Genomic DNA, 13,606 nt, shown 5'->3' with positions numbered 1-13,606 from the left:
AGGGATAATTCAAGAAACGCTATTAATCAAATAATTAATGTTATTTTACTATAATTTTTTTGCTTATAGTGCTCAATTGAGTTTCAATTTTAAAAATATAAAGACCACTGGTTAAGTTTAATGGTATGCTTTCTGTTTTAATAACACCTTGCGTTACTAAATTACCAGTAGTATTGTAAATACTGTATTTTTGATTTATTAATGTTTTAGAAACTTTTATAAAATCTGTAGCAGGATTTGGATAAATAGATATTATTTCAGCAACATTATTTGTAGTAGAAAGTGTTGAAGGGTCAAAACTATAAAGTTCGTTTCCAGTTGTTCCATTGTCTCCTTCAAAATATAATTTATCATTAAGTACTACAAGATCATCTATATCTTTAATGTTGCTATCAACTCTTTCAGAAGTAGAGCCATCTGTTCTAAATAAATATTGCGCGGTGTTGTCGGCTACTTCGCCTGCATAATATAAATAGTCGCCTAAAATAGCATAGTCTGATGGATCATGATCATTTGATGTGCCTCCTGTGATATTGCTAATATTGGTTATAGCATCGGTACTTGGGTTGTATGCCCAAAGTTGGTCTCCAGAGGTGCCATTGTCTCCTTCAAAATATAAAACATTATTCCAAGCAAAAAGGTTTGTAATACCCGATAAAGTACTTGCTTTGTCTACAGCTGTAGTACCTGCCTCAGTGCCGTCTGTTTTCCATAGGGCATTGTCTGCTTCAAAATATACTTCATTGCCTAATACAGTTAAAAAGCTAATGCTTGAACTGCCAGTACCCGTGTCAATATCTTTAATTAAAGTAAATAATCCAGTACTTGGGTCGTATTCATAAAGTTCAAGACCAACGGTAGATACATCATCAGAATAACTCATATAACATAATAATTTGTTGTTGAAAGCTGTAAAATGGGCTCCAATTAGTGCTTCTGTACCTGTGCCATTGTTGGTTACCGGAGATGTATTAGTACCGTCAAATTGATAGAGTTTATTGCTATCTGTAGTTAATACAAAGTATATTAATCCGCCAGTTTCTATTGGGTTAAATACAAAAGGGTGGCCTGTAGCATTGGTGCCACTTTCTGTACCGTCGGTTGAAAATAATACGCTACCACTACCAGAATCTGCAGAAAAATAGAGTGTATTGTTGTATTCAAAAAAACCTGTGGGAGAAGAATTACCAGAGCCTGATTTTAAATCTTTAACAAATGTAGTACCTGTTTCGGTTCCATCTGTAACCCAAAGTTCTTTGCCTAGGTTTGCGCCACCAGGAGTGTTAGAGCCGTTAGAATCAGTGGCTGCAAAATAAATTTTTCCATTAAAGGTGAATAAATTTGCTGGACTAGAATTACTAGAGCCACTATCATTTATCTCTTTAACTAGTGTTATTTGTGCATTTAAACTAGCAATGGAGAGTATTGCTATAAAATTTAGTAATAATTTTTTCATAATTTTTAAAAGTTTTAAAGGGTTATTAATTATTCTGTAGGGAGTTTAGGTATAAGTGTTCTGCCTTTATTAGATTTTAGGGTTTCTAAAAAGGCAATTAGGGCTTTAATTTCTGTTTTTTCTAAGTTTAGTTTTCTTAGAATTGGTGATGTAGTTGGTATTAAAGAGTCTCTGCCAACTCCTAAATATTTTTTTTGTATAGGTGCAGGGTTACCAAGGTTATAGTATTCTACAACATCTAAAAGGCTAGGGAAGTTACCGTGGTGCATCCAAGGGCCTGTTCTAGATACTTCTCTTAAGGTTGGTGTTTTAAATTTGCCAATATCTTCCATGTTGTTTGTAACATGGTATCTGCCAAAATCTTCATCTTTTGTTCCAAAAAGGGTTTGCCCGTCATTATGGAAATTGTTATCGCTAAAGTATGGTGTGTTGTGGCAGTTTATACAGCGAGCTTTGGTTCTAAATAGGTGCAAACCAAGTACCTCTTCATTAGTAAGTTTTGAAGAATCTCCTTCAATAAATTTGTCAAATCTACTTTTATAGCTATTTACGGTTCTTTCAAAGGTTGCAATGGCGTATTGTATGCGTTGTAAAGACACAGAATCATTACCAAAAGCAGCCTTAAAAAGTGGTTTGTAGCCTTTAATATTGGCAATTTTATCAACAGCAATGTTTAACTTTTCATTCATTTCTAGAGGATCTGTAACAGGAAATCTTGCTTGGTCTTCTAAACTGCTTGCACGCCCATCCCAAAATAGAGTGTGAGCAAAGCCACTATTTAAAATAGTCATGGAGTTTCTTTTACCTGTTTGTCTATCATGACCAAATGAACGGGTAGAATTGTCTGTCCACGCTAATTCTGGGTTGTGACAAGAAGCACAGGCAATTTGTCCGCTTACAGATAATCTTGGGTCAAAAAATAGGGTTTTACCAAGTTTTGCTTTTTCAGCAGAATACGGGTTGTATTCTGGGTGTTTTACTTTTGGTAATGCACCAATATCTTTAAAGGTAGATTTATCTATGGTCTCATCTAAATTTGGTTTTGGCCATAACGATTGATCTCCACTAGAGTATATTTTCTTTAACTCAGCTAAAGGATTATTATTATTTTGGGTTGCATTATTTTTTGTTACTAAAATGCCTGCAAAAATTATAGCTGTAATAACAATTGTAGCAATAAGAGATTTTTTTACTTTAGAGTTCATAAACAGAAATACAGTTTGCGTTAGTTAAATCTTCAGGATCGGTATAGCTATTGTTGCTGTAAATACGGTATTCTGCAGAAACCGTACCTCCAAAAACAGCTTCGTTTGTTGCGTTTAAAGTGAATTTTAATTCAAATAAACCATCGCTTATTTCTTCGTAGGTACCTTCGCCAGAGATAGCAATGGAGTGTGTGTTTCCATTGTTAGCAGAAATACTAATAAATTGTGGAATAATTAAAATACTGCCCTTATTAGTACTATTACCATTTTCTGGGAAAAATTCGATAGCGGGACTTACATTAAATCCGGGAGAGTCTGCTGTAGATGTAAGCTCATTACTAAACCAGCGTTTTAAATTAAAAGAGTTTGTTGTTATTGTTGTAGGCGTTCCAAACCCTATTTGAAAAGCATGATGGTAAATATCATCTGAAGTGTCCTCTGTTCCATTATCACTGTAAAGAACTGCGTTGGGGTGTGTTGCATCTACAACCACTGGATATGTAAATGCGAAGAAATAGCCCCATTCGCAAACGCCATCTTCATTAAAATCGCTCCAAACCTCTCCGTAAGTTCTGTGATAAGTGTCATTTAAGTTATAAAAATTTGAAGCTGTAAAGACTGCATTATCTCTTTCTGTTATAATTGGTTTAACAATTTGTAGGGTAGAATTTCCTGAAACTGAGTAGTTATCGGTATCTAATAAAGTAATTACAGATTCGTAATAAACGTCATCGTTTTGTATATCTTCATCTAAAGTTATTTTATAGGTTATATATGTTTTGTCCTCTGAAATATATTCGGTTGTAAGCGAGTAATCAAAGCCATTTAAAAACTCGAATATTGAAGTTGTATCAATTTCAGATTCAATAAATCCGTTAGGGAAGTTTACATTAAAAGTTATCTCTTCGCCTTGTTCTCCTTTAATTTCAATTCGGTTGGTTTCAATTGTGTAATAGGTTTCAATATCTTCAAGGTTTATTGTAAATGTATTGTTTGGATAACTATCGTTTATATTGCCAATATTAATAGAAGTATCAGAAGCACTATCTAAACTAAAATTAATAGTTTGGTATTCTGTCCAGCGTTCATTAAAACTAACATAAATAGTGTCTGTTAGTTGAGTGCCACTAAAGCTTACTTGATTTTCAGGATATACACTAAAGGTGTCTTCATTTCCAGATGAAGCTACGCTAAAATTAACTGTAATGGTTTCAGATAATGTTTCTGAAGATAGTGTAACAGGAATTTTTACAGGAGCAATAGAACTGTTAGTATAGCTAGAAATAGGAATTAAAGCACTGCTTACAGATGGATACTCTAAGGGTTCGTTATTACTATTTACTAAAAAATTAAATCTTACAAATGGTTCTGAAAACGAATTACCTTGATTGTCATCGTTTGTACAAGAAATAACTGTTAGTAAAAGTACTAGAATTTTAATGTTTTGTTTAATACGATGCATTTTGTTGTAAATTTTCGTTAAGGTCTATGTTGTCTTGCGGAATTGGTAAAATGAATTTATCTGATGGGTAGTTGAGATTACAGGTTTGTGAAATACATCCATCATTTCTTACTATATCTTGTTGGTTTCTAGATAAATCGAATAAATATTGACTTTCAAAACAGAACTCTTTTCTGCGTTCTTCAAGTAAAAGTTCTTCTAGGTTATCTGTAGAAGTTAGTAAGGAGGCTTTAGCGCGTTCACGAATTACGTTAATGTCATCTTTAGCATCTTCTAAATTTTCTAAACCTATAGAAGCTTCGGCTCTAATAAGATATAATTCACTAAGTCTTAAACCAACAAAAGCAGCATTGTCTTGAAATTTTTTGGTGAAGTAATAATTAACATCTTCAAGCTCATTATCTATTAAAGTGGCTAACGGTTGTTCTAAGAATAGGTTTTTTCTAATATCCGTTGTTTCAAAAAGATTGAGCAAATCTTCTGAAGCTACATATTTTTCGTAATCTGAATCTGAAGTATATCCGTAAAAAGCCGACATTGAACCGCCAACATTATCACCACTATCTCTGGGTATCGAAAATTCTAATAAAATTTCAGAAACAGGCGTATCTGTTTTTTCCCATTCTGAAATATAGTTTTCACTAGAAACTAGAGAAAATCCAGAGTTTAATATGACATCGTTAGCCATATCGTAGGCGTTTTGCCAATCTTGTTTAGTTAAATATACCCTAGCAAGAAATGCTTTCGTGTTATATAGGTTAAAATAGGAATACTCTGGACCGTCTAGAATATCGGCTTCATTATAAAAGCTTAAAGCTTCGGTTAAATCTTTAATTATAAGTGTGTAGGTAGCAAAAGCAGTTTCTCTAGATGGGTAAGTAATACCGTTTGTTAATGTTGTGGTATTATAAACTATCCCTAAATGGCTTGCATCTGCTGTATAACTATAGTTTTGAGCGTAAATTTGTGCTAGTAAAAAATGACAATAAGCTCTTATAGTTAGCGCTTGTGCTTTAATTTGATTTATTTCTTCACTTGTAGCATCTGTTAAAGCTTCAACAAATTCTAAAATTAAATTGGCTTGGTTTATAATATCGTAATTACTATCATATATAGATTCTAAATCACTACTTTGTGCTAAGTCTTGAAAATTATAAACGTTTTCTAGATTTATAGGAACGCTTATCTCTCCTAAGCTACTACTGCTTAAGTTTGGAGAGAATTTTAAATTTCCTCCTTGTAAATCTGCATAAATAGCATAGCGCTCACTTCTTACAGTAGATTCTAGGGAAGTGTATGCACCAAGTAAAGCTTCTAAAACACCATCTTTTGAAGAAAGTTGTTCGTTTATTGAGGTTTGTGATCCTGGTTCTTGTTCTAAAAATTCGTCGCAGCTTTGTGTTAAACAAATTAAAATTAAACCAAGCGTAGTAAGTAATGATTTTATATATCTAGACTGTTTCATAGCTTTAAAATTTTCCGTTAATACCCATTGATATGGTTCTTGCTTGGGGGTATTTAAATTTGAATTCTCTAATACCGTTTCTATCGTAAGGACTTTTATCTTTATACCAGTAGCCAACATTTGAAATGTCTAAGAAAACCGATAAGTTGTTTAAAAATTTAACACTATTTAGAGGGAAGTTATAGTTTAAATTAATGTTGCTGATTTTTAAATAAGTATTATCGTAGAGGTATTTGCTGTAGTTAGATATGGTTGGGTTATTACTTGTAACTACAGGTTGTAATGCAATGTCTCCTTGGTTTCTCCAATAATCGTAAGCATTTACAGAAAGGTTTCTGTTTGATGTGATGTTATATTTTGAAATAATTTCGTCTTCAACAAGAAAATCACCACCTATTTGAAAGGAGCCACGAATTGATAAGCTAAGATTTTTAAATTTAAAACTGTTATTAAAACCACCATACGCATCTGGTTGGGTGTCTCCTATAGGTTCCCAATCTGCACTATCAAATAAATTATTGTATGTAACAGCATCGTAAACTTGACCGTCTTTTTCTAGTAAATCTCTTCCTGTTCCAGGGTCAATGCCTACCCAATTAATTCCCCATATTGTAGTCGTGCTGTAGCCTACTTTTTGAGCTAGTGCTCGTTCTGCAGTAGAATATTGACTACCTAATCCTTTTAGTTCTGTTACCTTACTTTTTAGTGTTGCAATATTAAAGGAGGTAGTCCAGTTAAATTTATCGGATTGAATCCAATTTACTTTGGTTGAAAGCTCTAAACCTTTATTATACATACTGGCAGCATTTAACTGCAATGATGAATAACCTGTTTCTGAGGGTATATTTCTTGAGGTAATTAAATCTGAAATGGCATCATAATAGTACTCTAGTGATACTTGTACGCTGTTTAGAAAATTAAAATCTATACCGGCATTAAACTTTGTGTTTTTTTCCCAACTTAAAGAACCGTTTGGTGCGGTTGAGGTAGATGCTTCATCTAAATTATTGTATCCGTTGGCATAGGTGTCGTATAAACCTTTAGAGCGGTAGGAGCCAATTCTGGAGTTTCCGGTTGTTCCGTAACTTGTTTTTATTTTTAAAAAGTTAATAAAGTTACTATTAAAGTTGTTTTCGTTACTTATAATCCAACTAATTCCAACACCTCCATTGTAAGCTACGTTTGTGTCACTACCAAACACAGAGCTTTCGTCTCTTCTAAAATTACCAAGAAAATAATAGCGTTTTTTGTAATTGTAGTTTATTTGTGAGAAGAAAGAAACTCTAGAGTTATAACTAATGTCTGAATCGTATGTTTGATTTCCTGTAGTTTCATCATCAGTAGTGGTAATGTCGTCATCTTGAATAGCATTGGTAACAGCATTTATTACATTTGGGTTAACAAAACCTCGTCCGGAAGCGTAATCAAAATCGGCTTTATCTTCAGATAACTCAAAACCTATTAAACCATCAATATTGTGGATTTTATTAAATTGTTTATTGTATAATAGTTGCCCTTGCCAATTCCATTTTTTAGAATTTCTTTGGTTTATAACGCGTCTACCGTAGTTTGGATACTCTACTCCATTTAGGGTAAATGTTCCGCTGTATTGACCACTTTCGTTTTCTCCTGAGAAATATCGGTCTTGTTCTTTATCAGTATAGTTTAAACCAAAAAGAGTAGAAATTTTTAAGTTATCATTTATTGGGTATGCTAAATTAATACTTCCTAAAATACCGTATGTATCTGTTGTATTGGTGTTTTGGTCTATTGCTGCAAGTGGGTTTCCAAGTCCGGTTACACCTACAGAGCTATAGGAACCATCATCATTATATGGAGACAAAGTTGGAATAAAAGCGTAGTTGTAATAAATGTTGGGCGCATTTTTTTTAACATAACTTGGATTTAAAGATAAACCAACATGTAAGTCGTTTATATGGTAATTTATGTTTATACCTGCGTTTAGTTGTTTGCTGTTGTTGCCTTTTTGAGGCTCTTCTATATCTAGGTAGGTTATGCTAGTTCTAAAATTAAATTTGCCATTACCACCAGATGCAGCAAAATTATATTTATTGTAAACGCCTGTACCATTTAGTAAGTTAAACCAGTCTGTATCTACACCGTTATAAGGAACAGTGCTTGAACCAGTGTTTGCTAAATATTCGTTTCTTAGCTCGCTATATTGTTTGCCGTTTAAATATTGAATTTGATTTATTGCATTAGAGATACCAAGTTGTGTAGAAAAGTTAAATTTAGTTTTGCCTTTGCTTCCTTTTTTAGTAGTTATTATTATAACTCCGTTGGCACCGTCTGCACCATATATACTTACGGCTGCGGCATCTTTTAGTATGTTTAGGCTTTCTATATTTTCGGCAGATATTTGGGCTAAAGGATTTGCTAGTGTTTCGGTATAGGTACCACTGCCATCAAAAAAATTGCTATCTATGGCAGATTCTTCACTCATTATTACACCATCAACAATAATTAAAGGTTGGGTGGAAGTGCCTAAAACTGAATCGGACAAAGGGGTTAAACTACCTTGTCCACGAATGTTAATTGATACGGGGCCTCCAATTCCTGAAGTATTTTCAACTAAAACACCTACAAGTTGCCCCTCAATCATTTTATCAATACTTTCTGAAGCTTGGTTTGTTGCTATGTCTCTAGATTGAAGAGTTGCAATACTACCAACAACTTCTTCTTTTAATTTTTCTGTGCCATAAGATGTTGTTATTACTACTTCTTTTAATTTGTTTGTGTTTTCTTCTAAATAGATGGTGAAGTTTGATTGGTTTCCTACAAGAACATCCTTGGTTTTCATACCTAAATAGGATACTTCTAAAATTATATTGTTAATATTTGAGCCTTTAAGTAAGTACGTAAATTGACCATCAATATTTGTAATAGCTCCTTTTGCTGTTCCTTTTATTTTAATGGTTGCACCAGGTAAAGGGAAATTATCTGAAGCGCTTATAATTGTACCTTTTACTAGACGTTCTTGGTTTTTTTGTAAGTTGTTAGCTCTTGTTTGCGTGTTTTTTTTGGTGAGTAAAACTTGATTATTGTTTATAATAAACGTAATATCTGTGTTTAAAAATAATGCTGTTAGAGCTTCTCTAGGAGTTTTATTTTTTACCGAAATGCTTGTTTTTTTACTAGCATCAATTTTTTTAGTGTTATAAATAAAACGGTAGTTGGTTTCTTTTTCAATACTTTTTAAAATGTTGCTTAGCGGCTCTTTATTAAAGTTAAGTGAAAGTTTTTTGTTTTGAGAAAACCCGTTTAAACAGTATAAAAAGAGCGTGATAGTTATTAAGTTTTTAATTAAGTGGTTAGGGATAGTTATTGCCATAGACATTAATGGGTTAATCAGGTTGTATAATTTTTATGATGTTGTTTTTAATACTGTATTCAAATGGTGTATCAATTTTTAGAAGATTTAAAAAGTTAGTTATATCTTCTTTTACATATATAGAACCAGAAAAGTGTTGTTGTGCCAAAGTTTTACTGTTGTTGTTTACTTTAACATTGTAAGCACGCTCTATTTTTTTTAGTATTTCAGGAAATGGCATATTGTTAAAAATAAGTTCGCCATGTATCCATGAAATATGGTCATTTATGTTAATAGTGTTAAGCTTAAATGTATTTGTTGTTTTGTCCCATTTAGCTTGCTGATTAGGAGCTAAATGTAAGCTGTTGTTTGGATTGGTTATATCTGTTGCTAATACAGCCCCTTCCATAAGTTCGCAGTGTGCAAAATCATCGTTGTTATAGCTACTTAAGTTGAATTTTGTTCCTAAAACTTCAATATTTATATTGTTTGTTTCTACAATAAAAGGGTGGGCTTTATCTTTAGTTACTTCAAAAAAAGCTTCACCAGTTAAAACTACTTTTCTATTGCTTAATCCAGCAAATTGTACAGGGTATTTTAATGTACTACCAGCATTTAAGTGTACAATAGTACTGTCTGATAAAATCACTTTAAATGTTTTACCATAAGGAACTTTTAATGTGTTGTAAGCTGTGTTTTTTGTGGTTATTTCTTTTGCGGTGTAAATAATTTGGTTATCCTGTTGTTTGCCTAAAACTTGCCCTTTTGTATCTGTTATAACTTTATTTGTAGTTTCTGTAAGTTTTTGGGTGTTACCATTGCTAAGTTCTAATACAACCTCATTCTCAAGAGGTTTATTGTCATGGTAATTTTTTAAATAAAAACTCACTGAAATTAAAAGCACAACAGCGGCTGCATATTTAAATACTTTTGGTGTTGTGAATATTGACTTCTTGTTAATTTTTGTTTGTATTTGTTTAAAAGCAAGTGTTCTATTGGTGGCATTTTCAGTAGGTGTCATTGCCCATGCTTTTTTAAGGGCAATAAATTGTTGCTTATTATCTTCAGAAGCTTCAATCCATTCATAAATTTTCTGGATTTCACTTTCTGAAGCTTCGTTGTTTAAGTATTTATATATTATTTCTTTATTCATGTTATATACGTTTAGTGGTGTTGTTTTTATTAGATGATAAATGAATCATTCTAAACGGCCTGATATAATAAGTACCCTTAAGGTTAAGGTAACCCTATAGAAAATTTCATTTTTTTTGTAAACCCTGTGTTAAATGAAGTTTAAAATAAAGAAGATAGGTATGATGCTAGCTTTACTCTAAGTATTTTTAGCGCAGTAGTCATATGAGATTCAACAGTTTTTATACTAATACCGAGTTCTTCAGCAATCTCACTATTTTTTTTGTTATCAAAACGTTTTTTTATAAAAATGGTTTTGGTTTTTTGAGGTAGCTCGTTAATAGATTTATCTATAAGTACCTGTAACTCGTTAAGTGACAAAGCATCAAACTCCATAGATTTTAACACTTCAAAATTTAGAGTTTGTTCTTTTTTGTTTAGGGTATTGTTTTTGTAGTTTTCTTTAACCTTATTGTGTCTAATAGCATTTAAACATTTAGATTTTGCATAGGTATATAAATAGGTTTCAATGCCTTTGGGTTTATTAATGTTTTTACGGTGTTCCCAAAGATTTAAAAAAGCTTCTTGAGTTATATTTTTGGCATCATTTTCATTATAAATAAATTGAATACAAAAGCCTAAAATATGATTGTAGTATTTATTGAAAAAAAACTCAAATGCCTTTTCATTGCCTGATTTAAATTGTTTAAACAGGAGCTGGAGTATATTCTCTTCATTATCTTTCGTCATCCAAATTTGCTGTTGAAAGCAATAAATGTAAGTAATAAATATTAGTGAATAATTATTTAACAATCCTTTAACTTCAAAAAATAAATTTTGATACTTGTTTTATTTTCTGCTCTTAATGCTCTCTATAATAACTGTGGCTAAAATTAAACCACCACCAATAAATGTATTAGGAGAAGGAATTTCATTTAAAAAAATAAAGGCAATTATAATTCCAAAAATGGGTTGTGTACTACCTATAATACTAGCGGTACTAACAGAAAAATGTTTTAAACTACTTATAAATAAAGCGTGCCCAATGGCAGTTGTTACAAGACCTAATATAATAACATAGGGTAATTGAGTTTTTATATTACTGGTGTCTAAGTAAAACATAATAGGCAATAAAACAATACTAACTATTAAGGCTTGTTGCATCATAAGTACAGAGCCATTATAGTTGTTAACGTGCCTTTTTAATATTAAATTTCTTAAAGCATAGCACAACGCAGAAAATAGACCAAAGAGAACGCCTTTTAAATAGGTGTTTTTAAAATTGAGCTCTGGTGCTAAAATATAAATACCTAATAATACTATTAATGCTAGTAAAATATGAATAGGGTTGAATTTTGATTTAGTAAAAAATGGCTCTAATAAGGCTGTAATTACCGGAAATGTAAACATTGATAACATGCCCAAAGCAACATTAGATAATTTTAAAGCATAAAAATAGGTAACCCAATGGGTGCCCAATAATAATCCGCCTAGAATGATGGAAGGTAAATCACTCTTGCTACGGATTTTTAAATTAAGTTTTTTATAACGACAAAAACCATATAAAAATAATGCGCCTAAAGCTGATCTCCACCAAATAATGGCTATTGTTGGAAGGTCTATAAATTTCCCTAGCGTGCCAGACGTACTAATTAAAAGCGTTGCAAATGTTAATAGTAATAGGTGGTTGCTGTGGTTGTTTTTCATGTGGTTTTTATCCCGTGTTAGCGATTGCAACAAGCTACCGTGTAGCGTGGAAAGCGCGCCCAACTTTTGCTAAACAAAAGTTGGGAACACCCAAATTATTTAGATAATTCTGTAAAGTATTTGTAAAAATAGGGGATGGTTTCAATGCCTTTTAAATAGTTCCAAACCCCAAAATGTTCATTAGGTGAATGTATGGCATCACTATCTAAACCAAAGCCCATTAGTATGGTTTTGCTTTTAAGTTCTTCTTCAAATAAAGCTACAATGGGTATACTACCGCCGCTACGTTGTGGTATTGGGGTTTTTCCAAAAGTTTCAGTATAAGCTTTACTTGCTGCTTGATAACCTATACTGTTTAGAGGGGTTACATAGCCGTTACCGCCGTGGTGAGGTTTTACTTGTACTTTAACACCTTTTGGAGCTATACTTTCAAAATGTGTTTTAAATAAATCTGTAATTTCTGCCCAATCTTGGTTAGGTACTAAACGCATAGAAATTTTAGCATAAGCTTTACTTGGTATTACGGTTTTTGCACCTTCGCCAATGTAGCCTCCCCAAATACCGTTAACATCTAAGGTGGGTCTTATAGAGTTACGCTCATTGGTGGTGTATCCTTTTTCGCCATAAACAGATTCAATATCTAAAGCTTGTTGGTAAGCTTCTAAAGAAAAAGGGGCTTTTGCCATTTCTGTGCGTTCTTCTTTTGAGAGTTCTTCAACCTTATCGTAAAAACCTGGAATGGTAATATGATTATTTTCATCATGAAGTGAAGCAATCATTTTTGTTAAAATGTTGATTGGGTTGGCTACAGCACCACCGTATAAGCCAGAGTGTAAATCTCGGTTTGGTCCGGTAACTTCAACTTCAACATAACTTAAGCCTCTAATGCCTGTGGTTATAGATGGTGTATCATTGGCTATCATGCCAGTATCAGAAATAAGGATTACATCATTTCTTAACTTTTCTTTGTTATTTTTTACAAAGGTTCCTAAACTTTTACTACCAACTTCTTCTTCGCCTTCTATCATAAACTTTACATTGCAAGGGAGTTGATTTGTAGAAGTCATAAATTCCATAGCCTTTACATGCATAAACATTTGTCCTTTGTCATCGCAGGCGCCACGGGCAAAAATTGCGCCTTCAGGATGTTTTTCAGTTGTTTTTATAATGGGCTCAAATGGTGGGGAATCCCACAGTTCAATAGGGTCTGGTGGTTGTACATCGTAATGACCGTAAACTAAAACGGTAGGTAAATTTTTATCAATTATTTTTTCGCCATAAACTATGGGGTAGCCTTCTGTTTCACAAACTTCAACAGTGTCACAGCCTGCATTTTTTAAACTTGTTTTAACAGCTTGTGCTGTTTTTAAAACGTCGTTTTTATAGTTAGAATCTGCACTAATTGACGGTATTTTAATTAATTCTATTAGCTCATCTAGAAAACGTTGTTTGTTTTTGAGCAAATAGTCTTTTATATTATTCATGTTAGATGTTTTAAATTTAGTCAAATGTATAAAAAATGAATGTTTTTTATAGGAGAGCGTTTGCAATTTAAAAATCTTGATTATATTTGCAGTCCTTTTGCGGGTGTGGTGGAATTGGTAGACACGCCAGACTTAGGATCTGGTGCCGCGAGGTGTGGGAGTTCGAGTCTCCCCACCCGCACTTTTTTAAAAGTTAATTTAAAGTAAAAAGCTTCTCATTTTTGAGGAGCTTTTTTTGTTTGGGTACAACATAGGTACAACATTTTATATTTTTTGTACTCATAATAAGAAATTATAGGGTTTGACTTCATCTAATATTAAATCAATTTTTTATTTCTTTTTATAAATTTTTGATAGGACTTGTT

At 32.5% G+C, this 13,606-nt stretch carries 9 protein-coding genes and 1 tRNA gene; 1 reads left to right on the top strand and 9 read right to left on the bottom strand.

Annotated features, from left to right (window positions below):
- Positions 1-40: 40 nt before the first annotated feature.
- From J1D01_RS06250 to J1D01_RS06210, 9 genes are all read right to left on the bottom strand, one after another.
- Complete coding sequence (locus J1D01_RS06250; RefSeq protein WP_421150209.1) at positions 41-1,456, bottom strand: T9SS type A sorting domain-containing protein; 1,416 nt, start codon at positions 1,454-1,456, stop codon at positions 41-43.
- 29 nt (positions 1,457-1,485) lie between these two features.
- Entirely contained in the window at positions 1,486-2,661 is a 1,176-nt protein-coding gene (locus tag J1D01_RS06245) for a cytochrome-c peroxidase (RefSeq protein ID WP_421150208.1), read from the bottom strand.
- The gene (locus J1D01_RS06240) at positions 2,651-4,123 is read right to left on the bottom strand and encodes a hypothetical protein (protein ID WP_421150207.1); all 1,473 of its coding nucleotides are present in this window, start codon (positions 4,121-4,123) and stop codon (positions 2,651-2,653) included. Before J1D01_RS06240 ends, J1D01_RS06245 begins: the two co-directional genes overlap by 11 nt.
- A complete protein-coding gene (locus J1D01_RS06235) occupies positions 4,110-5,588 on the bottom strand; it encodes a RagB/SusD family nutrient uptake outer membrane protein (RefSeq protein ID WP_421150206.1) in 1,479 nt (492 codons plus the stop codon). Before J1D01_RS06235 ends, J1D01_RS06240 begins: the two co-directional genes overlap by 14 nt.
- 4 nt (positions 5,589-5,592) lie before the next feature.
- On the bottom strand, positions 5,593-8,940 hold the full coding sequence (locus tag J1D01_RS06230; RefSeq protein ID WP_421150205.1) for a SusC/RagA family TonB-linked outer membrane protein: 3,348 nt from the start codon (positions 8,938-8,940) through the stop codon (positions 5,593-5,595).
- A gap of 13 nt (positions 8,941-8,953) precedes the next feature.
- Positions 8,954-10,072, bottom strand: coding sequence for a FecR family protein (locus J1D01_RS06225; protein WP_421150204.1), 1,119 nt, complete (start codon positions 10,070-10,072; stop codon positions 8,954-8,956).
- Positions 10,073-10,212: 140 nt separating this feature from the next.
- Positions 10,213-10,800, bottom strand: a complete 588-nt coding sequence (locus tag J1D01_RS06220) for an RNA polymerase sigma-70 factor (RefSeq protein ID WP_421150203.1) — start codon at positions 10,798-10,800, stop codon at positions 10,213-10,215.
- Positions 10,801-10,899: 99 nt separating this feature from the next.
- Entirely contained in the window at positions 10,900-11,757 is an 858-nt protein-coding gene (locus tag J1D01_RS06215; RefSeq protein ID WP_421150202.1) for a DMT family transporter, read from the bottom strand.
- 95 nt (positions 11,758-11,852) lie between these two features.
- Positions 11,853-13,241 carry a dipeptidase gene (locus J1D01_RS06210; protein ID WP_372936341.1) on the bottom strand — a complete coding sequence of 463 codons (1,389 nt, stop codon included), beginning with the start codon at positions 13,239-13,241 and terminating at the stop codon, positions 11,853-11,855.
- A gap of 99 nt (positions 13,242-13,340) precedes the next feature.
- Between J1D01_RS06210 and J1D01_RS06205 the strand changes: the two genes are divergently transcribed.
- Positions 13,341-13,422 (top strand) — tRNA-Leu (locus tag J1D01_RS06205).
- Positions 13,423-13,606 lie beyond the last annotated feature (184 nt).

Source organism: Seonamhaeicola sp. NFXS20 (genome assembly GCF_049132085.1).
In the GTDB taxonomy this organism is placed as follows: domain Bacteria; phylum Bacteroidota; class Bacteroidia; order Flavobacteriales; family Flavobacteriaceae; genus Seonamhaeicola.
Note: the sequence above shows the minus strand (reverse complement) of the source record. Positions and strands in the feature narration are given on the sequence as shown.

Bases quoted from the DNA above. Each gene is read 5' to 3' on its own strand.
- J1D01_RS06230 (WP_421150205.1), bottom strand. From the start codon at position 8,940: ATGGCAATAACTATCCCTAACCACTTAATTAAAAACTTAATAACTATC.
- J1D01_RS06235 (WP_421150206.1), bottom strand. From the start codon at position 5,588: ATGAAACAGTCTAGATATATAAAATCATTACTTACTACGCTTGGTTTA.
- J1D01_RS06245 (WP_421150208.1), bottom strand. From the start codon at position 2,661: ATGAACTCTAAAGTAAAAAAATCTCTTATTGCTACAATTGTTATTACA.
- J1D01_RS06220 (WP_421150203.1), bottom strand. From the start codon at position 10,800: ATGACGAAAGATAATGAAGAGAATATACTCCAGCTCCTGTTTAAACAA.
- J1D01_RS06215 (WP_421150202.1), bottom strand. From the start codon at position 11,757: ATGAAAAACAACCACAGCAACCACCTATTACTATTAACATTTGCAACG.
- J1D01_RS06210 (WP_372936341.1), bottom strand. From the start codon at position 13,241: ATGAATAATATAAAAGACTATTTGCTCAAAAACAAACAACGTTTTCTA.
- J1D01_RS06240 (WP_421150207.1), bottom strand. From the start codon at position 4,123: ATGCATCGTATTAAACAAAACATTAAAATTCTAGTACTTTTACTAACA.
- J1D01_RS06225 (WP_421150204.1), bottom strand. From the start codon at position 10,072: ATGAATAAAGAAATAATATATAAATACTTAAACAACGAAGCTTCAGAA.
- J1D01_RS06250 (WP_421150209.1), bottom strand. From the start codon at position 1,456: ATGAAAAAATTATTACTAAATTTTATAGCAATACTCTCCATTGCTAGT.